General features: G+C 42.2%; 18 protein-coding genes and 1 other annotated feature. Of the genes, 6 read left to right on the forward strand and 12 right to left on the reverse strand.

The annotated features are described in order from the left end of the window. Positions 1-85: 85 nt before the first annotated feature. On the reverse strand, positions 86-1,345 hold the full coding sequence (gene tyrS / locus NR125_RS15515) for a tyrosine--tRNA ligase (protein ID WP_009333318.1): 1,260 nt from the start codon (positions 1,343-1,345) through the stop codon (positions 86-88). A 78-nt stretch (positions 1,346-1,423) separates the two neighbouring features. Next, positions 1,424-1,649: a binding site (T-box leader), on the reverse strand. A gap of 155 nt (positions 1,650-1,804) precedes the next feature. Here tyrS and NR125_RS15520 point away from each other — a divergent pair. After that, on the forward strand, positions 1,805-4,690 hold the full coding sequence (locus tag NR125_RS15520; protein WP_009333319.1) for a transglycosylase domain-containing protein: 2,886 nt from the start codon (positions 1,805-1,807) through the stop codon (positions 4,688-4,690). Positions 4,691-4,828: 138 nt separating this feature from the next. On the opposite strand, the gene acsA is transcribed toward NR125_RS15520, so the two are convergent. Next, positions 4,829-6,547, reverse strand: a complete 1,719-nt coding sequence (gene acsA, locus NR125_RS15525; protein ID WP_009333320.1) for an acetate--CoA ligase — start codon at positions 6,545-6,547, stop codon at positions 4,829-4,831. Between the two features lie 223 nt (positions 6,548-6,770). On the opposite strand from acsA, the gene NR125_RS15530 reads away from it, so the two are divergent. The 3 genes from NR125_RS15530 (at position 6,771) to NR125_RS15540 (ending at position 9,316) form a co-directional block, all read left to right on the forward strand. Continuing rightward, entirely contained in the window at positions 6,771-7,403 is a 633-nt protein-coding gene (locus NR125_RS15530) for a GNAT family N-acetyltransferase (RefSeq protein ID WP_009333321.1), read from the forward strand. A gap of 96 nt (positions 7,404-7,499) precedes the next feature. Beyond that, the gene (locus NR125_RS15535) at positions 7,500-8,147 is read left to right on the forward strand and encodes an acetoin utilization AcuB family protein (protein ID WP_009333322.1); all 648 of its coding nucleotides are present in this window, start codon (positions 7,500-7,502) and stop codon (positions 8,145-8,147) included. Continuing rightward, positions 8,144-9,316, forward strand: coding sequence for an acetoin utilization protein AcuC (locus tag NR125_RS15540; protein ID WP_009333323.1), 1,173 nt, complete (start codon positions 8,144-8,146; stop codon positions 9,314-9,316). Before NR125_RS15535 ends, NR125_RS15540 begins: the two co-directional genes overlap by 4 nt. An 81-nt stretch (positions 9,317-9,397) precedes the next feature. On the opposite strand, the gene motS is transcribed toward NR125_RS15540, so the two are convergent. The 5 genes from motS to NR125_RS15565 form a co-directional block, all read right to left on the reverse strand. Then, positions 9,398-10,138: a flagellar motor protein MotS gene (motS, locus tag NR125_RS15545; RefSeq protein WP_009333324.1), complete on the reverse strand. Its 741-nt coding sequence runs from the start codon at positions 10,136-10,138 to the stop codon at positions 9,398-9,400. Beyond that, positions 10,128-10,946 (reverse strand): flagellar motor protein MotP, encoded by an 819-nt coding sequence (gene motP / locus NR125_RS15550; protein WP_009333325.1) that lies wholly within the window; start codon positions 10,944-10,946, stop codon positions 10,128-10,130. The genes motS and motP overlap by 11 nt, the downstream gene beginning before the upstream one ends. Positions 10,947-11,051: 105 nt before the next feature. Continuing rightward, entirely contained in the window at positions 11,052-11,246 is a 195-nt protein-coding gene (locus NR125_RS15555; RefSeq protein ID WP_198286690.1) for a hypothetical protein, read from the reverse strand. Beyond that, entirely contained in the window at positions 11,221-12,219 is a 999-nt protein-coding gene (ccpA, locus tag NR125_RS15560) for a catabolite control protein A (RefSeq protein WP_009333326.1), read from the reverse strand. The genes NR125_RS15555 and ccpA overlap by 26 nt, the downstream gene beginning before the upstream one ends. A gap of 252 nt (positions 12,220-12,471) precedes the next feature. Next, entirely contained in the window at positions 12,472-13,548 is a 1,077-nt protein-coding gene (locus NR125_RS15565) for a bifunctional 3-deoxy-7-phosphoheptulonate synthase/chorismate mutase (protein ID WP_009333327.1), read from the reverse strand. Positions 13,549-13,825: 277 nt separating this feature from the next. Here NR125_RS15565 and pilM point away from each other — a divergent pair, with 277 nt between their 5' ends. After that, entirely contained in the window at positions 13,826-16,003 is a 2,178-nt protein-coding gene (pilM, locus tag NR125_RS15570; RefSeq protein ID WP_256815636.1) for a cell division protein FtsA, read from the forward strand. A gap of 98 nt (positions 16,004-16,101) precedes the next feature. Here the strand turns inward: pilM and ytxJ are convergent, their stop codons facing one another. The 3 genes from ytxJ to NR125_RS15585 all read right to left on the reverse strand — a co-directional run bounded on the left by ytxJ (position 16,102) and on the right by NR125_RS15585 (position 17,541). Beyond that, entirely contained in the window at positions 16,102-16,431 is a 330-nt protein-coding gene (gene ytxJ, locus NR125_RS15575; RefSeq protein ID WP_009333329.1) for a bacillithiol system redox-active protein YtxJ, read from the reverse strand. Positions 16,432-16,529: 98 nt separating this feature from the next. Then, the gene (locus NR125_RS15580) at positions 16,530-17,033 is read right to left on the reverse strand and encodes a YtxH domain-containing protein (RefSeq protein WP_009333330.1); all 504 of its coding nucleotides are present in this window, start codon (positions 17,031-17,033) and stop codon (positions 16,530-16,532) included. A gap of 22 nt (positions 17,034-17,055) precedes the next feature. After that, positions 17,056-17,541, reverse strand: coding sequence for a DUF948 domain-containing protein (locus tag NR125_RS15585; RefSeq protein ID WP_009333331.1), 486 nt, complete (start codon positions 17,539-17,541; stop codon positions 17,056-17,058). A 227-nt stretch (positions 17,542-17,768) separates the two neighbouring features. Between NR125_RS15585 and NR125_RS15590 the strand changes: the two genes are divergently transcribed. Next, a complete protein-coding gene (locus NR125_RS15590; protein WP_019383045.1) occupies positions 17,769-18,884 on the forward strand; it encodes an aminopeptidase in 1,116 nt (371 codons plus the stop codon). A gap of 94 nt (positions 18,885-18,978) precedes the next feature. On the opposite strand, the gene murC is transcribed toward NR125_RS15590, so the two are convergent. Together murC and NR125_RS15600 are read right to left on the reverse strand one after the other, a co-directional pair. Further along, the gene (gene murC / locus NR125_RS15595) at positions 18,979-20,274 is read right to left on the reverse strand and encodes a UDP-N-acetylmuramate--L-alanine ligase (protein WP_009333335.1); all 1,296 of its coding nucleotides are present in this window, start codon (positions 20,272-20,274) and stop codon (positions 18,979-18,981) included. A 201-nt stretch (positions 20,275-20,475) separates the two neighbouring features. Further along, positions 20,476-21,129 carry a hypothetical protein gene (locus NR125_RS15600; RefSeq protein WP_256815637.1) on the reverse strand — a complete coding sequence of 218 codons (654 nt, stop codon included), beginning with the start codon at positions 21,127-21,129 and terminating at the stop codon, positions 20,476-20,478. Between the last annotated feature and the right edge of the window lie 32 nt (positions 21,130-21,161).

The following is a 21,161-nucleotide window of genomic DNA, read 5'->3' on the forward strand; positions in this document are numbered from 1 at the left end:
CTGCCGATACATTTCGGCAGTTTTTTTGTTGTCCGGAAAACTCTGAGATAATCAAAAAGCCCTCCATCAAAGGAGGGCTTTTTGATTAGTATTTAATTAAGAAATATTTCTTCTTTCCGCGGCGAATGACAGTAAATTGGTCTTCAATCTTATCCTTATCAGAAAGAGTGTAGTCAAGCTCCGTTATGCGTTCGCCATTTACTGAAACAGCGCCATTCGTCACATCTTCACGTGCCTGGCGTTTGGATGGGGAGATTTTGGCAGCAACAAGCAAATCAACGATCCCCAATTCTCCTCCTTCAGAATGCTCATAAGATGGAACATCCTTAAAGCCTTGTTTTATCTCTGAAGCCGAAAGGTTTTTAATTTCTCCGCTGAATAACGCTGCTGTAATCTTTATAGCCTGTTCCAATGCTGCATCTCCATGAATCATGCGTGTCATTTCTTCAGCAAGTGCTTTTTGGGCTTTGCGGAGATGCGGTTCATCTTGAACAGCTTTTTCAAGGCCTTCAATTTCTTCACGGGATAAGAATGTAAAGAACTTAAGGTATTTGATTACATCCGCATCTGCTGTATTAATCCAGAACTGGTAAAACTCATAAGGAGATGTTTTCTCCGAATCAAGCCAGATTGCTCCGCTTTCCGTTTTGCCGAATTTTGTTCCATCCGCTTTCGTAACCAAAGGTATGGTCAGGCCGTATGCCTTTGACCCTTCAGGCGCCATTTTGCGGATGAGCTCAAGGCCGGTTGTGATATTCCCCCATTGGTCGCTTCCGCCAATCTGCATTTTGCAGTTATGATTCTCATATAAATGAAGGAAATCCATGGCCTGCAGGATGGTGTATGTGAATTCTGTAAAGGAAATTCCCGTTTCCAGTCTGGAAGAAATGGTGTCTTTAGCGAGCATGTAATTGACTCCGACATGTTTCCCGTAATCACGCAGGAATGTAACAATATCCATGGACCCTGCCCAATCATAGTTGTTAACCATGATTGCACCATTTTCACCTTCAAAATCAAAAATTCTTTTTAGCTGGTTCTTTATGCAGTTCACATTATGCTGTACAGTTTCCAGCGTCTGCAGCTTCCGCTCTTCGCTTTTACCGCTTGGATCTCCAATCAGGCCAGTGGCCCCGCCTACTAGAACGATTGGACGATGGCCTTCCTTTTGAAAGCGCCTTAATGTCAAAAACGGCAACAGATGCCCAATGTGCATGCTGTCAGCTGTTGGGTCTACACCACAGTATAAAGAGATTGCTTCTTTACCGAGAGTGTTCTCAATGCCCTCTTCATCTGTCTGCTGATAAATAATCCCTCTCCATTGCAAATCTTCAAGTAAACTCATCTTAACTCCTCCTATTTAACGGCTATTTTCAAGGCATTAACAGGGAATCACCCATACAAAAAAACGCCCCTGCAAATATGCAGGGACGCATGATCATTTTTGCGCGGTACCACCCAAATTGAGGACAGCTGTCCTCCACTCTTTCAGAATAACGGATAATCCGTCCACTGCTATAACTGCTGGGCAGGTTGACAGTGAAAGCTCAGGGAGGTAATTCATACTTCTATTTGTACCGGCTCGCAGCGAACGCCGGCTTTCTGAAACAGGGATAGAAGCATTACTGGGTTCCCATCAATGCCTATAAAATATTTAAACGTCTAAGATAAAACATTTTTATCATATAAATCAGCCAAATGTCAAATGCCTGTGCGAAAAAAGGAAATTTCAGATAAATGGCGAACCTTGTCATATTACTATGTCGCAATATGCTATAATAGATGTGATTTTAGGGGGATTGATATGATGAAAGAAAAGTTTCAGATGTTATTTAATAAATTGAGGCAAACTCCGGGCCTTTTCGGGAATAAAAAAGCAGCTAAAGGTGCGAGCATTACTTACCAGGTTGTCTGGAACCTTACTTTGCTGTTTCTCATTTTAGCTGTCATTGGCGGTTCATTTGCGGGGGGACTTGGAGCAGGTTACTTCGCGTCGCTGGTAAAGGATGAGCCAATCCGATCTTATGCCAGCATGAAAAAAGATATTTATGACTATGCAGAAACATCGGAAATTTATTTTGCCGATAATGTTTATTTAGGGAAGCTCCGGACTGACCTGGAACGTGAGGAAGTTAAGCTTGATGATGTTTCGGAACACTTAATTAACGCAGTTGTAGCTACTGAAGATGAATATTTCTACGAGCATGACGGAGTGGTGCCAAAAGCGATTATGCGCGCACTGTTCCAGGAAGTAACAAATTCATCTGTTCAATCCGGCGGAAGTACACTTACACAGCAGCTGATAAAGAACCAAATCTTAACGAATGAAGTTTCTTTCGAGCGGAAAGCAAAAGAGATTCTGCTTGCTTTGCGATTGGAGAAATTCTTTGATAAAAAAGAGATATTGGAAGCATATCTGAATGTATCTACCTTTGGAAGAAATGCATCCGGACGTAATATTGCCGGAGTTGAAGCAGCTGCCAAAGGCATTTTTGGGGTGAGTGCAAAAGAATTAACCTTGCCCCAGGCTGCATTCATAGCAGGGCTGCCGCAGAGTCCATTCGGCTACACTCCTTTTACAAGGGAGGGAACGGTCAAAGAAAATCTGGAACCAGGTTTCTCCAGGATGAAAACTGTTCTGAAAAGAATGTATGACGACGGAAAGATTGACCAGAAGCAATATGAGGAAGCTTTGGCTTACGACCTGACCAAGGATTTCACTACGCCTTCAGAAAGCCCTTTGGAAAAGTACCCATATTTGACGTATGAAATTGAAGAACGTGCAGTAAACATCATGACTAAGATTCTCGCAAAAAATGATGGATACGAAGAGCAGGACTTAAAAGAAGATGACGAGCTCCGAGAGGAATACAGGACTCTGGCAGACCGGACGATCCGCCAGAATGGCTTCCAGATCCATACGACGATCAACAAAGATATTTATGATAAAATGCAGCAGGTAAAAAATAACTACCCTTATTATGGGCCAGACAAACCTGAGACGATTAAGGACCCAGAAACCGGTGAAAATAAACAAATCATGGAGCCCGTAGAGGTTGGAGCCATTTTAATTGAAAATAAAACCGGTAAAATCATCAGCTTTGTCGGCGGACGCGATCACAAACGCGAGCAGCTGAATCATGCTACAAGCGCTCTAAGACAAAATGGTTCAACCATGAAGCCGCTATTAGTCTATGCTCCTGCAATGGAACTTGGAAAAGCAGCACCTGGCACCATTCTGCCTGATGTGCCGCTATATCTAAGTCCAGGATTAAATAGGCCTTGGCCAAAGAACTATACGAATACCTATAGCGGGCTCGTTTCAGCCAGACAAGCACTTAAGCATTCATACAATGTCCCAGCTGTAAAGCTTTATAAGGATATAGTCGGACAGCGGCCTGCCTCTTATCTGGAAAAAATGGGCTTTACCTCTCTGATCGGTCCTGACTATACAAACTTGTCTACATCCATTGGTTCTTTGGAATATGGGGTAACTGTTGAAGAAAATACGAATGCTTTTACTACATTTGCCAACGGCGGAAAGTTTATTGACGCCTATATGATCGAGAAAATCACTGATAAAGACGGGAACATTATATTCCAGAATAAATCTGAGCCTGTAGATGTATTCAGTCCGCAGACAGCGTACCTTACAATCGATATGATGAGAGACGTTATTAACAGCGGAACTGCCACATCGATTAAGAACAGATTGAAGTTCAGTTCTGACTGGGCAGGGAAAACTGGTACTGGTACTGAATTCATAGATGCATGGTTCGTGGCATCCAACCCGAATGTCACTTTCGGCATATGGTCAGGATATGATACGCCTAAATCATTAAAAGCCCCTGGACCGCTAAGCTATAGTTTGCGCAATAACTATCTCTGGGCAGATTTGATGAATGCAGCATATGACGTCGCACCTGATCTTGTTGACCCGAGCGAAAGCTTTAAAATGCCGGGCGGAATCGTAAGACGTTCATTCTGTGCCATTTCAGGCCTTCTTCCTTCAGAAGCATGCTCTAAAGCTGGCCTAGTCGAGACTGATTTATTCAATGCCAAATTTGTTCCTACAAAAGTTGACGATAGCCTTGGCAATGGAAAACTTGTACGAATTGGCGATAAAAAATATATGGCACTTGATTCAACACCAGAAGAGTTTACTGAACCTGGAATGGTAGTGAATCCGGATTATATTCAAAAACTATTCGGCATTAAAGCAAATCTAAGTACTCTTATTCCGAATAAAGAACGCTGGAAGAGTATTCTGACAAGTGCGGATCAGCTCAAAGACAATGGCAAAGCACCTGCGGCCCCAAGCATAAAAGCTTCTGGCCAAACCATTACTTGGGGAGCACATCCTGAAAAAGATGTCATTGGCTATCGCGTTTACAGCGGAGGTAAAAAAGTTGCTACAATAAAAGCCGGCTCTTCCTTAAACTACAAGGCTGGAAGCGGCTCGATCCATGTAACAGCCGTTGACATTGCCGGCAAAGAGTCTGCTTCTTCCAATGTAGTAGAAATCGGCCAAAAGACTGAAGAAGAAAAGCCGAAGGAAGAGAAGCCAAAAGAAGAAAAGCCGAAAGAAGAGAAACCTAAAGAAGAGAAACCTAAAGATCCTCCTCCAGCCGAGGAAAAGCCTGATGCTGATAAACCATCAGAACCTGGTGCAGGTGAAGAAACTAATTAAAGAAAAGCAGAATCCCATTTGCCCAAACAGGGCTTGGGATTCTGCTTTTTCTTTATAGAAATAACAATCGCCCAAAATATATTCTGGATACTTTACTAAACAAAAAACCGCTGCTCATTTATGCAGCGGTCTCCTCTATTAATCTTCCATTGTAGACAAATCGCCAGTTGGCAGGTCCAGTTCCCAGGCTTTAAGCACCCGGCGCATAATTTTGCCGCTCCGTGTTTTTGGAAGTTTGTCGCGGAATTCAATTTCACGCGGGGCTGCGTGGGCAGCAAGGCCTTTCTTAACGAATTGACGGATATCTTCCACCAGTTCTTCAGAAGGTTCATGTCCGTCCCGTAAAGCAACAAATGCCTTTATTATTTCACCTCGGACAGGATCAGGCTTTCCGATAACTCCAGCTTCTGCAACAGCCGGGTGTTCGATGAGCTTGCTCTCCACTTCAAACGGCCCAACGCGTTCACCAGATGTCATGATCACATCATCTACACGACCCTGGAACCAGAAATATCCATCTTCATCCATATATGCTGAATCTCCAGAAACATACCAGTCACCTGGCATAAAATAAGATTCATATTTTTGCTCGTTATTCCAGATGGCATTCATCATGGAAGGCCAGCCTTTTTTAATTGCAAGGTTCCCCATGCGATTTGGCGGCAGCTCATTTCCCTGGTCATCGACAATGGCTGCTTTAACACCAGGAATCGGCTTACCCATGGAGCCCGGCTTAATCTCCAGGCAAGGATAGTTGCAGATGAGCTGCGCACCTGTTTCTGTCATCCACCACGTATCATGGATGCGCATATTGAATACTTTCATTCCCCATCTGACTACTTCAGGATTTAGCGGTTCACCGACACTGAGGACATGACGAAGGGAGCTTAAATCAAACTTTTTCACAACCTCATCACCTGCCCCCATCAGCATACGGAAAGCGGTCGGAGCACTATACCAAACCGAAACGCCATACTCCTCAATCATTTTATACCAAGTCTCCGGATTAAATCTGCCCCCGACAATAAGGTTTGAAGTCCCTGTCAGCCACGGGCCGAAAATGCCATATGAAGTACCGGTTACCCAGCCAGGGTCAGCAGTGCACCAATATACATCTTCTTCTTTTAAGTCCAGCACCCATTTAGCGGTCTGATAATGCTGAATCATTGCATTATGTACATGCAGAACTCCCTTTGGCTTGCCTGTAGAGCCGGAAGTGTAATGCAAAATAAGGCCATCTTTTCCGTCAACCCATTCAATTGGAAGCTTTCTGCTTGATTCAGCCATTCTTTTATTAAAGTCCACATACGGGCCTGTTTCCTCAATATTTTCCCCAACAAGGAAAACATGCTTTAAGGCAGGCAGCTGATCAACAGGCACACGTTCCAAAAGCTCAGGGGTTGTAATCAGAACTTTTGCTTCACTGTCATCAAGCCTGTCACGGACTGCCCCTTCCATAAATGCTTCAAAAAGAGGACCTACAATGGCTCCCAGCTTAATAGCTCCCAATACGGCAAAATAGAGTTCAGGAGAACGCGGCATAAAAATGAAAACTCGGTCTCCTTTTTCAACATCGCCATATGCTTTTAATGCATTTCCCGCTTTATTGGATAGTTCCTTCATTTCTTTGAATGTATATTTCTCATTTCTCTGTCCATCGCGATAATAAAGGGCAACCTTATTTTTTCTGAAAGATTCCGCATGTCGGTCAATGGCCTCATAGGCCATATTCATGCGGCCGGTTTCTTTCCAGGAAAATTCTTTTTCCGCATCAGCCCAGTTAAAATTTTCATACAGCTCATCATAGCTTTTTAAATTGAAGTCACCTTGTGTTACTGGCAGCGCTTCCACTTTCATATATAATTATCCCCCTTATTTAAGATTTGATATTATTATAGTATAAACATTATATTTTCTCAATTTTTAAAATTTTAGAGCAGGGAAAAGATTACTTATGAACCAACTGGTAAATTGCCACAAACTTATTTAAATTACACAGAAAATTATGTGAAAGCGCTTTATCCCCCGTGTTTTTATGTATAATAGAAGTTACATTGATCATGTCTATGGCGGTGAATAAATGGAACATAAAAAAATTTTTAATGCAAAAGAATTAAAAACAGCCAAGGGTAAATTAATCATTGAGGGGCCAATTTCACCTGAAAAATTGGCAGATTACGAGTTTCACAAGGATCTTGTTGCTTTCAGGCCTCCGGCTCAGCAGCATAAAGCCCTGGTTGAAATTGCGGGATTGCCGGAGGGAAGAATTATAGTGGCCCGTGACAGGCATACCATTGTCGGCTATGTTACTTACTTGTATCCAGACCCTCTCGAGCGCTGGTCGGAAGGAAAAATGGATAATTTAATAGAATTGGGTGCAATAGAAGTGATCCCTGCTTTCAGAGGTTCAGGAACAGGAAAGAACCTGCTGAAAGTATCCATGATGGATGACGCAATGGAAGACTATATTGTTATAACGACTGAATATTATTGGCATTGGGATCTAAAAGGAACTGGCCTGAACGTATGGGAATATAGGAAAATTATGGAAAAAATGATGAATGCCGGTGGTCTTGAATGGTATGCCACAGATGACCCTGAAATCAGTTCTCATCCCGCAAATTGCCTAATGGCCCGTATTGGAAAAAGAGTGGATCAGGATTCAGTGCAGCAATTTGACCGCTTGCGCTTTATGAATCGCTTTATGTATTAAATCTTAATAATAGCGTCAATACATAATTCATGCCTGTATTCACACTATTTTTTCGGCATGAATGTATCTCCATATATTTATAAGGAGGCATTTAAAGTGATTGTTGAAGAAATTATGAAAACGGATGTCACGGCTCTGTCAAAAGAAGACACCATTGCCGACGCCATAAAAATTATGAACGAAAAAAGAATTCGGCATTTGCCTATTACAGATGAAGCGGGCAGATTGCAGGGACTTGTAACAGATAGGGACATCCGTGATGCGACTCCATCTATTTTTCATACAGAACTATTTAAGGAAGATCTGCAGAGACCATTAAAAATGATTATGAAGACAGATATCATCACCGGACACCCTCTTGATTTTGCTGAAGAAATTGCTGCGGTTTTTTATGAACAGCGAATTGGCTGCCTGCCAATATTAAACGATGATAAGCTGGTCGGAATTGTCACAGAAACCGATTTGCTTCATACGTTAGTTCAATTGACGGGAGCCCATCAGCCAGGTTCGCAGATTGAAGTAAAGGTGCCAAACAGGGCAGGCATGCTGTTTGAAATCGCTGAAGTCATCTGCAAAAGAAAAGCAAATATACAGAGTGTCCTTGTTTACCCTGACAAAACGGATGATAAATACAAAATACTGGTGATAAGGGTACAGACAATGAACCCTACGCTTGTAGTAGAAGATTTGAAAAAAGCAGGCCATCATGTTTTATGGCCCAGCCTGCCGGGGATTTCACTATGACACATGATTCATTATTTGTTTTTTCGGAAGACCTGCTGAACTACAAATTCAGCAAAAATCATCCTTTTAATCAGATAAGGCTGAAACTGACACTCGATTTGCTCAAAAACATCAATGCCATTGAAGAATGTCATATTATTCCTCCGCGCAAGGCTTCCGATGAAGAGCTTCACTTGATTCATGATCCTAGTTATGTGAATGCTGTCAAGCTCGCCGGTCAGGGAAACCTGCCTGAGGATATCTGCGAAAACTATGGTCTTGGAACAGAGGACACACCTATTTTTCAAAACATGCACGAAGCAAGCTCCCTTTTAGTAGGAGGCACTCTGGCAGCCGTTGATGCAGTCATGAGCGGACGTGCTAAGCACGCACTCCACCTTGGCGGCGGCCTTCATCACGGGTTTCGGGGAAAAGCTTCTGGATTTTGCATCTACAACGATAGCTCCGTAGCCATAAAATATATACAGGAAAAGTATAAAGCCCGTATTCTGTATGTGGATACAGATGCCCATCATGGTGATGGTGTCCAATGGTCATTTTATGATGACCCGGATGTATGCACCTTATCTATTCATGAAACTGGCAGATACCTTTTCCCCGGAACCGGAAATGTAAATGAACGGGGACAAGGGAAAGGATATGGATTCTCTTTTAATATTCCCGTGGATGCATTTACTGAAGACGATTCCTGGCTTCACGCATACCGTACAGCTTTTCGGGAGGTTGCAGAATTTTTCAAACCGGATGTGATCCTGACGCAAAATGGTGCTGATGCCCATTATCTTGATCCTCTTACCCATTTGTCATCTACTATAAAGATTTATAGGGAAATTCCGAAACTGGCCCATGAAATTGCCCATGAATATTGTGATGGGAAATGGATTGCCGTCGGCGGCGGAGGTTATGATATTTGGAGGGTTGTTCCCCGGGCATGGGCCATGATATGGCTCGAAATGACTGAAAACTCTAATTGTTACGGCAATATACCGGCGGAATGGATAAACAAGTGGAAAGAACACGCACCTGTGCCTCTTCCCCTGGAATGGGATGATCCTGCTGATTTATATGAGCCTATCCCCCGTAAGAGCGAAATAACTGAAAAAAATGCCCGGACAGTGGACAAAGTTCTTTATCCGATCCGAAACAGAACAATGACAGAATCTTTATAAGAACAGCGGCCGGGAACATTTTACCGGCCGCTGTTCATTTCTGCATATGTAAATAAACAGGTCTGACTATTGCCAGACCTGTTATGAATTATGAATATTGTTATCTTCATTAAATTTCGGATCAGAAATAATGATTTCAACACGCCTGTTTTTCTCCCAATTCTCCGGTCCGGAATTAGGGACGATAGGACGGGTTTCCCCATAGCCCACAGCCATAAACCTATGACTGTCAAGATTATGCTTTTCTGTTAGATATCTGATTACAGTACTAGCCCTGGCAGCAGATAACTCCCAATTGGACGGATATCTGTAAGTAGTTATGGGCCGGTCATCAGTATGTCCCTCCACCTTCACAAGGTTTGGCATGTTTGCTAAAAGGGTTCCTACTTTATCCAGGAAAGAGTATGAACTGTCTATCAGACTGGCATCTCCGGATTCAAATAAAACCTGTTCCTGCAGAACGAGAACGACCCCCCGTTCCGTCCTGTTCGCCACAATCACTTTTTCTAAGCCATTCTCATCCAAAAACGACTGGATCTCCATCAGAAGCTCATCAAGCGAATCTAATTGCCCGCTGTCCCCATTTTCCTTTATTTCTTCATTTTGTTCCGGGTTCTCTGCAGGAATGATAGACGGCTGAAAATCCAGCACCTGTCTGTCCCGGAAAGAATCGGATAATGCCTGAAACTTCATTAAATCAATCTGGGACATCGAAAACAGCAGAATAAAAAATACCAATATCAGTGTGACGAGATCGGAGAAAGTCACCATCCATCTTGGGGAGCCTTTTGGAGGCTCCGGAGATCTTCTCCTAGGCTTCATTATCCAGTGCCTCCTCCTCATTTACAGCTTTATCCAAATCTCTCCGTTCTTCTGAGGATAAAAAGGCGCTCAGCTTTTCTTCCAATATTCTCGGATTCTGCCCGGATTGAACACCGATAACCCCTTCAATAATAATCTGCTTCAAAAAAACTTCCTTCTCTGTCTTTAAAGCCAGCTTCGCCGCCATCGGCAGAAAAATCAGATTGGCCAGCAGGGATCCATATAAAGTAGTCAGTAAGGCAAGAGCCATATTGGGCCCAAGTGTGGAAGGATCATTCAAATTTTTCAGCATCAGAACCAGTCCGATCAGGGTCCCTATCATTCCCCATGCCGGAGCGTATTCCCCGGCTCTTTCGAGAATGCTTCTTCCTTTTCTGTGCCTCTCTTCCATCGCCATAATTTCGGCATTCATAATGTCAGTAATGACATCTGGCTCTATACCATCCACAGCCAGGTATACGCCTTTCTGAATGAATGGATCTTCCACCTTCCCGATTTCAGCCTCAAGCGATAACAGCCCTTCACGCCGGGCACGCTCAGAGAGTTTGACAAAAATTCCAATCAGCTCGCCAACGCTTTGCTCTTCACTGGAAAAAACCTGCTTAAAAACGGTGGCCATATGCCTGATATCTTTTAAAGGAAAACTTACAAGCAGCCCGGCTATTAAACCGCCCAGAACAATAAGAATTGAAGAAGGGTCAACAAAGGATAAAAAACCATCAGCTCCTCCATTCCACATGATTCCAAAAATCAGCATAGCAAGCCCCACCATTAATCCAGCCGGTGTTAACATATCAACCTTTCTCATACTCTCTCTCCCTGATCCATTGCGAATTGCCTTTGTCTAATGGTTTATTATTTATGTGCTCTAAAACAGGTACGATAGCTTAAAATTGGCAGAAAGAAACGCCTTTTAATTAAGGCGCTTCTCTTTCTTCTCTTTTGTCCAGCTGAAGCGCCTAGCCCCTCTAGTCACTTCGGTCCAGATGCTGAAGTCAAAGAACGACTTCAACTTCTGGACCTCCAGCGCTGGTCGGGGCTGGTCGAGGAGCTTCCGCTTTTCTGTTATATCGGCAAATCCATTACTTTGTTGAGCTTCGTTCTTCAATTCGGTGAGGGAGTACAACAATTTGCTCATCGACTGATTCTTTATTCATAAGTTTCGTAAGCAATCTCATGGCAACTGCACCAATATCATACAATGGCTGAACGACTGATGTCAGCTGAGGACGGACCATTAATGCCAATCTTGTATTGTCAGAGCTGATGACCTCAAAGTCTTTCGGGATATTATACCCTTTATCCTCCGCCCCGTGGACAATTCCCAATGCCATTTCATCAGATCCTGCAAAAATAGCTGTTGGACGCGGATCTGCCTCAAGCAGCTTTTCAAAGGCTTCTATACCTGAATCGTAAGTATAATCTCCTTCAACCACCAATTCATCGCGGAAGGCCACCTCAGCTTCTTCCAAAGCCCGCTTATAGCCTGCAAGCTTTTTTTCCTGATTAATCGGCTCGCGGAGAGGTCCCACCACGATAGCTGCATCTTTATGGCCTTTTTCAATAAATGACTTAGTCACATCAAATGCTGCCTGTTCATAATTAATATTTACAGATGGGATTTTGCCTGTTTCTTCAATAGAGCCAGCCAGTACGATCGGAACCGGTGACTTTTCAAACTCTTCAACATGCTCGGAGGTAATATTGCCGCCCATGAAGACTATTCCATCCACCTGTTTCCCGAGCATAGTATTGAGCAAGTGCAGTTCTTTTTCAATATTTTGGTCGGAGTTGCTGAGAATGATATTGTATTTATACATTGTCGCAATATCCTCTATGCCCCTTGCCAGTTCTGCAAAAAAGGTGCTGGAGATATCGGGAATGATTACACCGACTGTCGTCGTTTTTTTGCTTGCCAATCCTCTTGCAACCGCGTTGGGGCGGTACCCAAGCCGGTCAATTACTTCCATTACTTTTTTTCTTGTTGCAGGCTTAACATTCGGGTTGCCATTTACAACACGAGAAACCGTTGCCATTGATACATTCGCTTCTCTTGCTACATCGTATATTGTTACATTCATTACTTACACTCCTTCTTTAAATAGCGGTCGCTTCAATTACTTTATATTTTACAGCAACACGACGTAACCTACTCATTTTTTATCCTAATTTGTGAGTGGTTACACATGTACAATTATGTATTTAATCATACGACAGTCCAGGAATTGCCGCAATGTCAAGGCTTGTATTTTTGAAAAAAACTTAAATTTCCACTTTAAATGCAAAAAAAAGAGCCTCCTGCAACCAGCAGAAGGCTCTCCATATTTAGATGGCTACACTTTCAGCAATGCTGAAGATTGAAGTTCAGCCATAAATTGATCAAATTGATTCAAGTCCATTTGCTGCGCTGAATCTGATAGGGCAACGGCCGGGTCTGGATGAACTTCTGCCATTACACCATCTGCGCCGATTGCCAGCGCAGCTTTTGCTGCTGGAAGAAGCAAATCTCTGCGGCCTGTTGAATGCGTAACGTCAACCAGTACTGGCAAATGTGTTTCCTGCTTAAGAATAGGCACAGCCGAAATGTCCAATGTATTGCGTGTAGCACGTTCGTATGTGCGGATTCCTCGCTCACATAGGATAATCTGTCCATTCCCCTGGGACATGATATATTCCGCTGCATTGATGAATTCTTCAATTGTAGCTGCAATCCCGCGCTTTAAAAGAACTGGTTTGTTTACAGCCCCCGCTGCTTTTAATAGCTCGAAGTTTTGCATGTTTCTTGCCCCGATTTGAATGACATCAATATAATTTACAGCCGTTTCAATATCATTAGGGCTTACAATTTCAGAAATAACTGCCAGATCGTATTCATCTGCCACTCTTTTTAAGATTTTTAAACCTTCAAGGCCAAGACCCTGGAAATCATACGGTGATGTTCTTGGTTTATATGCGCCTCCGCGAAGGAGCTTAAGTCCTTTTGCTTTTACAGCTTCAGCAACAGTTGCCACCTGCTCATAAGATTCAACTGCGCAAGGGCCAAAAACAAGATGAGGATTGCCATCCCCTACTTTTTCACCCTTTAAGTCTACAATCGTATTTTCAGGCTTCTTTTTGCGTGAAACAAGAAGCGCCTTTCTATGATCATCTTTTTGAAGTTCAAGACCTGCTTTAAAAATTTCCTTGAACATATGCTCAATTGTTGAATTTTCAAAAGGACCGTCATTATGCTCTTTTATCAAGTCCAGCATCTTGCGTTCCCGGACAGGATCATAACGATAAACCCCTTGTGTTTCCTTTACTCTTCCGATTTCCTGAACAAGTTCTGCTCTTTCATTGATCAAAGATAAAAGCTGGAGATTCAGCTCATCCACTCGATCACGAAGTTTATCTAGCTCTTTATTGCTCATTTCCTGTCCCTTCCTTTCGAATCTGAATTTAAGCCGTGTTGGTTTCAGGATAATGCACAAAACGTGCATCTAAATGTGCACAGCGTTAAACATTTCCATCTTTCTCTTTTACGGCCTCTGGATATGTGATACATTTTTTATAATTAGGGTTATTATATATGAATTATTCAGACATGTCACGAAATATTTCTTTATTAATTAAACGCTTTTAAGTGATAAAGCGGCTTCAGGGCTTTATTTATGCATTTTATGACATTTACAAAGAAGGTGTACTGCTTTGGACGAACAAAAAAAGCTTTTTGCACTGGATATCGGCACCCGCACGGTGGTCGGAATTATTCTCGAAGAAAACGGCGGGCAATATCATGTGAAAGACATCGTGATTAAGGAGCATGCAGAAAGGGCCATGCTCGACGGACAGATCCATGATGTACTGGCTGTATCAAAAATTATAGCAGAAATCAGGGATGAACTAGAAGCAAAACACGGCCCATTAAAAAAGGTGTGCGTTGCAGCGGCAGGCAGGGCTTTAAAAACAGAAAGATCTGAAACAGTTATCTGTATTAAAGGAAAACCGATGATGCAAAAGCAGGATATACTTCACCTTGAATTAAGTGCAGTTCAGCAGGCACAGGCAATGGTTGCAGAAAAACATGAAACTGAGAAAAGCTATTATTACTATTGTGTTGGACATTCCGTTTTATACTATCGTCTTGATAAAGAAGAAATCGGCAGTCTAATTGATCAGCAGGGGGATGAAGCATCCGTTGAAATCATTGCTACGTTCCTGCCCAAGGTTGTAGTGGAGTCACTAATCTCAGCTCTACAAAGGGCTGGCCTGGAAATGGAAGCTTTGACACTTGAGCCAATCGCAGCTATTAATGTGCTGATTCCTCCTTCGATGAGAAGGCTGAATGTTGCTCTTGTTGATATCGGTGCCGGAACGTCCGATATTGCCATTACAGATATGGGCACAGTTACAGCTTACGGAATGGTGCCTGTAGCAGGAGATGAGATAACTGAAGCAATCAGTGACCAGTTTCTCCTGGACTTTCCTTTAGCCGAAAAGGCAAAGAGAGATTTGCATGTATCGGATACAATTACTGTCACGGATATTCTCGGCTTCCAGACAGAAGTCAGCAGGGAAGAGACAATTGAAAAAATTTCTCCTGCGCTAGAACGATTGACAAATTCCATCTGCGATGAAATTCTGCAGCTGAATAATAGGCCGCCCAAAGCCGTCATGCTGGTAGGGGGCGGGAGCTTAACACCTGGACTTCCTGAAAGAATAGCGCAAAGACTGGGCCTTCCAGCGAATAGAGTCGCAATAAGGGGAATTGACGCAATAAGCGGGCTGAATTTACCGGATTTTACATACAAAGGCCCTGAACTTGTCACCCCAATAGGAATAGCCATCGCTGCTAAAAAAGCCCCAGTCCAATATTGTACAGTTTACGTCAACGATCAGCCTGTCAGGCTATTCGAGGTCAAGAACCTGACAGTTGGGGATTGTCTCCTGGCAGCAGGCATTAAAATGAATAAGCTTTACGGTAAGCCCGGACTCGCCATGATAGTCAAACTAAACGGGCAAAGCGTTACGATTCCAGGAAGTCATGGAGAAGCTCCTGTCATCATACGCAACAGCCTTACAAGTGCTTTGGATGAAGAAATCAAATCAGGGGATATCATCACTGTTTCAAGAGGACGTGACGGATTGCCTGCTGAAGTCCGCATAAAAGATTTGATTGATGAAGTTCCTGAAAAGTCTATTACTATTAACGAAAAGCAGTACACAATCCACCCTGTTATTACCTGTAATGAAAAAGCTGCCTCGCTTGAACAGATCATTGCTGATCGGGATAAGGTAGAGTGCAGAATTCCGGAAACATTTGAAGAAGTCTTAAGAAACTTGAACCTAAACGATTTATTAAGCGAGCTTACGCCTTTTAGAATCAGCATTAATGAAAAAGAGACATTCCTCCCCCGCCATACCGGAAAGCTTTTTAAAAACGGCCTTGAGGCGAATTATCATAGCATAGTAGACGATGGTGATAATCTCCGAATTGAAAAAAGAGGCACACTATCAGTAAAGGAATTAGCAGATATAAAGCAGCTGGTACTACAGCAGAGGATCCCGGTCATGTTTAACGGTAAGAAATTAGAGCTTTCCAGAGGGATACTTGAATTTCAGAGGGAAGGAGCTGTCCTCAATGAAGATGATGCGATTCATGCTGGAGATGCGATAACACTCGTGAAAAAACCAATGTCTCCTTTTATTTTTCAGGATATCTTCAGCCATGTTAGTGTAGATATGCCTGCAGCATCTTCCGGAAGCTTCGTTCTCTTGAAAAATGGGGAAAAGGCATCTTTTCATGAACCTATAGAGCCTGGTGATCATCTCAAAATCGTGTGGCCTGCCATAAATAATAAAAATTCAAATGTGAAGTATATATAAGAAAAGCGGGGGCAGCTGCTAGTGTTAGACAGTTATCGACGTTTAATAAATATATATTTTCTTGTTTGATAGCAAAAACCCATCCGATTGGATGGGTTTTATCTGTTTTCCTTCACAGCATTCACCAGGGAATCATATGTAATCTTCCAATGTGATGCATGCCAGGCAACATCTCCATTATTAAATAGAATGGCCTGAGGAGACTCATGTTTGATATGAAAAGCTTCTGCAATGTGATTTGACAAGGGACGATCATCCTGAACAACTAAGTAATAAGCATTTACATCTTGATGCTCTTTTACAAAGCTTTCATATTCTTCAAACGCTGCGCCGCTCACCGGACAAGTGGAACTGTGTTTTAAAACCAGCAGCTGCTCTCCTGATTCTACTGCTTGATCAAATGATTCATGGCTATCAAATTTTTTCATTTTCTTACCTCCCCAACTAAGCCAGGCAAAGCCTCGCTCTTTAAATTAAATAACGGTGAAGTAATCGTACCACTTCACCGTTGCTTAAACAAATAAAATTAATTATACTTTTGCTCGGTTTCGTCAAAAGCTTTTTTCGTCTCTTCCAGCTTCATTTGGATTTCTGCATCATTTACTGGAGCGTTCCCTTCTGCCTGGAATATCTCGTTATTGATGGCCTCTCCATTTTCTTCGGATGTCCCGTTTGCACCAGCTTGTCCATTTTGAGCTTCTTTCAAGCTTTTTACTTTATTAACGAGTTCATTGGATTGCTTTGTCACCGTTTGAGTCAGCACATTTGTTTTTTCTTTTGCAGCATTAGCCAGTTCGGTACCTTTTGTCATAGCTGTTTCACGGTACTGTCCTGACTTCTCTTTTAATAGGGCAGCCTTTTCGCTTAAATCACTCTGAAGCTCTTTGCCTGATTTAGGAGCCAGGAACAGAGCGGTTGCTGCGCCAACCATGCCTCCGATTAAGGCACCAATCATGAAATCTTTCGTATTGATATTTTCATCTGTTTTGGCCTGATTTGAATCAAATTGAGTGCGGTCTTGACTATTCATTCTCCTTTTTCCTCCTTTAAATCTAGTATCTTGCTCTTTCTCTCTGGCGTTCAGGCGGAAGCATCTGTTTCTCGCTGACGTTGTACTGATAAGGGTCTTCTTTTCTCATTTTCCATTTATCCTTGATTTCAAGGAGAACATTGCTCCACTGTACCACCTGTGAGATTTTATCTTTATTCTGTTCAAGCTGTGTGTTTACAGAAGATGTGATTTTCTGAATGGATCCATTAAATTTGCGGACAGAGTCACCAACTTCTTTTACCGCAGTCACGACACTGTTCAGGTTTTCAGATTTCTGCTGAATATCTGTAGCCAGTGAATTGGTTTTATGCAGCAGGACAGTGGTTTCCTTCGTGACACCATCTAGTTGCCTTTCAAGGCCTGCCAATGTGTTTGATACGTTATCTAATGTCCCTTGTAAGGATTTTAACGTTTTCGCCAGATATATGACCAAAACAAGAAATGCTATAGCAATTACTGCTACACTTAAGTATAAAATAATTTCCAATTCTTACACCTCCGGTTGTCTGTATACTATCTTTTTACCCAGATGCACTGCCTCTAAACCAGGAGTACATTAATAGATTCCACTTGTGAAGTCGAAATTCCTTCTCTAACAGGTATTTTCATCAGTTAAAGTAAATTTTAGCACAACTGGAAAAGGTTAAACAAAACCTATCATTTCGGGTACAATAATAGTTGTCGGAAAATAAAATTTACTGGAGGTATTTATCCATGAAAGATCCCCGTATTGCAAAACTGGCAAAAAATTTGATTAACTATTCAGTCAGACTCCAGAAAGGAGAGAAGGTCCTTATTGAAAATTTCGGACTGCAGAAGGAATTAGTGACCGCGCTGGTTAAGGAAGCATATGCAGCTGGAGGATACCCTTTTGTTTCCTTAAAGGATCATCAGGTTGATCGCTCCCTGCTTTTAGGGGCACAGGAAGAGCAATTCAATTTGATGGCTGAGTTTGAAGCAAATGTTATGAGCAAAATGGATGCATACATAGGACTGCGCTCCGGAGACAACATCAACGAGCAGGCTGATGTGCCGGATGATAAAATGAAAATCCATGGATCAACCATCGGACAAAGAGTGCATAGAGAAATCCGCGTGCCAAAAACGAAATGGGTGGTTTTGCGTTACCCTAATGCTTCCATGGCCCAGCTGGCTAAAATGAGTACAGAAGCATTTGAAGATTTCTATTTTGATGTCTGCAATTTGGATTACGGCAAAATGGACAAAGCAATGGACAGCCTTGTGGAATTAATGAATAAAACCGATAAAGTCAGAATAACTGGCCCTGGAACAGATCTATCCTTCTCGATTAAGGATATTCCGGCAATAAAATGCTCAGGTCAAATGAATATCCCTGATGGAGAGGTCTATACTGCCCCTGTACGTGAGTCTGTCAACGGCGTCATCACCTATAACACTCCATCTCCATACCATGGTTTTACATTTGAAAATGTAAAACTGACATTTAAAGACGGGAAAATTGTTGAAGCGGAAGCCAATGATAGCGAACGCATCAATAAAATCTTTGATACTGATGAGGGTGCGCGCTATATTGGTGAATTCGCTATCGGGGTTAACCCATACATTCTTCATCCAATGCAGGATATTCTGTTCGATGAAAAAATAGACGGAAGCTTCCACTTCACACCTGGACAGTGCTATGACGAAGCTTATAATGGCAATAAATCCAATATTCATTGGGATATGGTCAACATCCAGCGCCCTGACTATGGCGGCGGTGAAATCTACTTTGATGAGGTATTAATCCGTAAAGACGGGCGATTTGTCATTAGTGAACTTGAAGCATTAAATCCGGAAAATTTAAAGTAATAAAAAAGCTCCAGGCGCCTGGAGCTAAAAAGTTATCAACATTTAAAGTCATAAAGAAAAAGATGCTTCCTTAGCGAAGCATCCTTCTTATGATTTATATTTGGTTTTCGTATGCCTGCTGGAATTTTTGGATATCCCCGGCACCCATAAACATAATTACGCTATCTTCATGATTCCTTAGTACAGCCGTTTCTTCTTCATTTAGAATTTGTGCATTGGGAATTTTGGCCTTTAAGTCATCAATCGTGAGTTTTCCATGGTTTTCACGGGCAGAGCCAAAGATTTCGCAAAGATATACTTTGTCAGCCAAATTAAGGCTTGATGCAAAATCATCAAGAAAGGCCTGAGTCCTCGTAAATGTATGCGGCTGGAAAACTGCAACCACATCCTTTTCAGGATACTTTTGTCTGGCAGCTTCTACAGTCGCCTTAATTTCTGTCGGATGGTGGGCATAGTCATCAATAATTACCTGAGAGCCCACTTTCTTCTCGGAAAATCTTCTTTTCACTCCTTCAAAGGAAAGAAGCTGTTCCTGGACAATCTTTGCATCGATCTCTTCATAATGACATAGAGCGATAACAGCTAAGGAGTTCAAGACGTTATGATCTCCATACGCTGGAATAGAGAAAGTCTCAAAGAAGGTGTTCCGGACAAATACATCAAATGTTGTTCCTTCTGTAGTTTTAACTACATTGCGTGCCTGAAAATCATTATCTTCTCCAAAACCATAGAATACCACGGGCACTTTTGCCTGGATTTTTTGCAGCTGCTCGTCATCACCGCATGCGAAAATCCCCTTATTCACTTGCCATGACATTTCCTGAAAAGCAGAAAACACATCTTCAATGTTGGCAAAGTAATCAGGGTGGTCAAAATCAATATTCGTCATTATTGCATAATCAGGATAGTAAGAAAGGAAGTGCCTTCTGTATTCACAAGCTTCGAAAACAAAATATTCAGCTTCCTTGTCCCCTTTGCCCGTACCGTCTCCAATAAGGAATGAAGTTGGTTTTGCGCCTCGCATTACGTGCGCAAGCAAGCCTGTAGTGGATGTTTTCCCATGAGCTCCCGTCACAGCGATGCTCGTAAAATTCTTCATGAAATCACCTAAAAATCGATGATAACGCACAACAGGCAAGCCAAGCTTCATTGCTTCCTCAATCTCTTCATGCGTGTCCGGATATGCATTCCCGGCGATTACCGTCATGCCCGGCTGTATGTTTTCCTTTTGAAAGGGAAGGATCTTTATTCCGGATTTCTCAAGTGCCACCTGAGTAAAAAAGTGTTTCTCAAAATCGGAGCCTTGAACCTGATAATTCATATCATGCAGAACTTGTGCCAATGCACTCATTCCAGACCCCTTAATACCTACGAAATGGTAAATAGTCATATAAAGAACCTCCAACCATCGTATATCTGTAAAACAGTATATGACATATATCTAGTTTTGCGCATATCCCCTTAGAAGACATGCTTCCATGACTGTGCTGCTAAGCTTTTCCGCTGTCATTTTTATTTACTTACACTTTAATGTATTGAATCATTATATCATTAATCGATTCTAAAAACTATGTAACGTATTGCCAGCTATTTATACCCCAGAAATAAAAAATAAAACATTAGATTTCAGGAAAGCTCTCCATGTAAGGTCAGGAACCTTTAATTTTGCCTTCGAAAAGGCCTTCGTTAAACGGTGAACTCCTTCATCCTTTTGAATAGAGATAAATGGTCCAATAGGAAAATCATACATCTGGATTGGTATTCTTCTAATAAAATACCACCCTATTGACAGTTCCGGCCGAAACACCCCGTGCTGACTTAAGAGAAAAGAAGTGCTATCTTCCACACCTGAGGCGGAGATTTTCTTTTGACTTACATCTAAAATCCGGATGGGTTCCATGACTGATGTTAAAAAGAGAGCCCCCTGAATGAGATCTGACTCTGAAAGCTGCCTGGCATTGTTCTTTAAGAACAGACTGAACATAGTAGAGCCTTGAATGGTTTTATAATCAAAGAGAAACCAATCCTGAAAAACTTCCTGCTGAATAGGCGAAAAAGCCGTCTCAGAAGCAAGACCGAGCGTTTTCCGAAATAAATGCTTTGCCCGGACTTTCTCTCTGATATTAGCCGTTCGTTCTGTATAATCCTTGCTTAATGTGTATAAACGCAGAGCATTATTCTCTCCCTGGAGCTGTTTAGCTTTACGGAAAGATTGTAAATCCAGAATTGAGCTGTCCATATCCATTTAGGATGCTCCTTACTTTCTTGTAAATAGCG

It is taken from the genome of Cytobacillus sp. Bac17, from assembly GCF_024519925.1.
Taxonomy (GTDB): Bacteria; Bacillota; Bacilli; order Bacillales; family Cytobacillaceae; genus Cytobacillus; species Cytobacillus pseudoceanisediminis.

Coding starts and splice junctions, on each gene's coding strand:
- motP (WP_009333325.1), bottom strand. CDS start 10,946: ATGAGAAAGGTTGATATGTTAACACCGGCTGGATTAATGGTGGGGCTT.
- tyrS (WP_009333318.1), bottom strand. CDS start 1,345: ATGAGTTTACTTGAAGATTTGCAATGGAGAGGGATTATTTATCAGCAG.
- NR125_RS15590 (WP_019383045.1), top strand. CDS start 17,769: ATGAAAGATCCCCGTATTGCAAAACTGGCAAAAAATTTGATTAACTAT.
- murC (WP_009333335.1), bottom strand. CDS start 20,274: ATGACTATTTACCATTTCGTAGGTATTAAGGGGTCTGGAATGAGTGCA.
- NR125_RS15565 (WP_009333327.1), bottom strand. CDS start 13,548: ATGAGCAATAAAGAGCTAGATAAACTTCGTGATCGAGTGGATGAGCTG.
- NR125_RS15540 (WP_009333323.1), top strand. CDS start 8,144: ATGACACATGATTCATTATTTGTTTTTTCGGAAGACCTGCTGAACTAC.
- NR125_RS15530 (WP_009333321.1), top strand. CDS start 6,771: ATGGAACATAAAAAAATTTTTAATGCAAAAGAATTAAAAACAGCCAAG.
- NR125_RS15520 (WP_009333319.1), top strand. CDS start 1,805: ATGATGAAAGAAAAGTTTCAGATGTTATTTAATAAATTGAGGCAAACT.
- motS (WP_009333324.1), bottom strand. CDS start 10,138: ATGAAGCCTAGGAGAAGATCTCCGGAGCCTCCAAAAGGCTCCCCAAGA.
- acsA (WP_009333320.1), bottom strand. CDS start 6,547: ATGAAAGTGGAAGCGCTGCCAGTAACACAAGGTGACTTCAATTTAAAA.
- NR125_RS15580 (WP_009333330.1), bottom strand. CDS start 17,033: ATGAATAGTCAAGACCGCACTCAATTTGATTCAAATCAGGCCAAAACA.
- ytxJ (WP_009333329.1), bottom strand. CDS start 16,431: ATGAAAAAATTTGATAGCCATGAATCATTTGATCAAGCAGTAGAATCA.
- ccpA (WP_009333326.1), bottom strand. CDS start 12,219: ATGAATGTAACAATATACGATGTAGCAAGAGAAGCGAATGTATCAATG.
- NR125_RS15600 (WP_256815637.1), bottom strand. CDS start 21,129: ATGGATATGGACAGCTCAATTCTGGATTTACAATCTTTCCGTAAAGCT.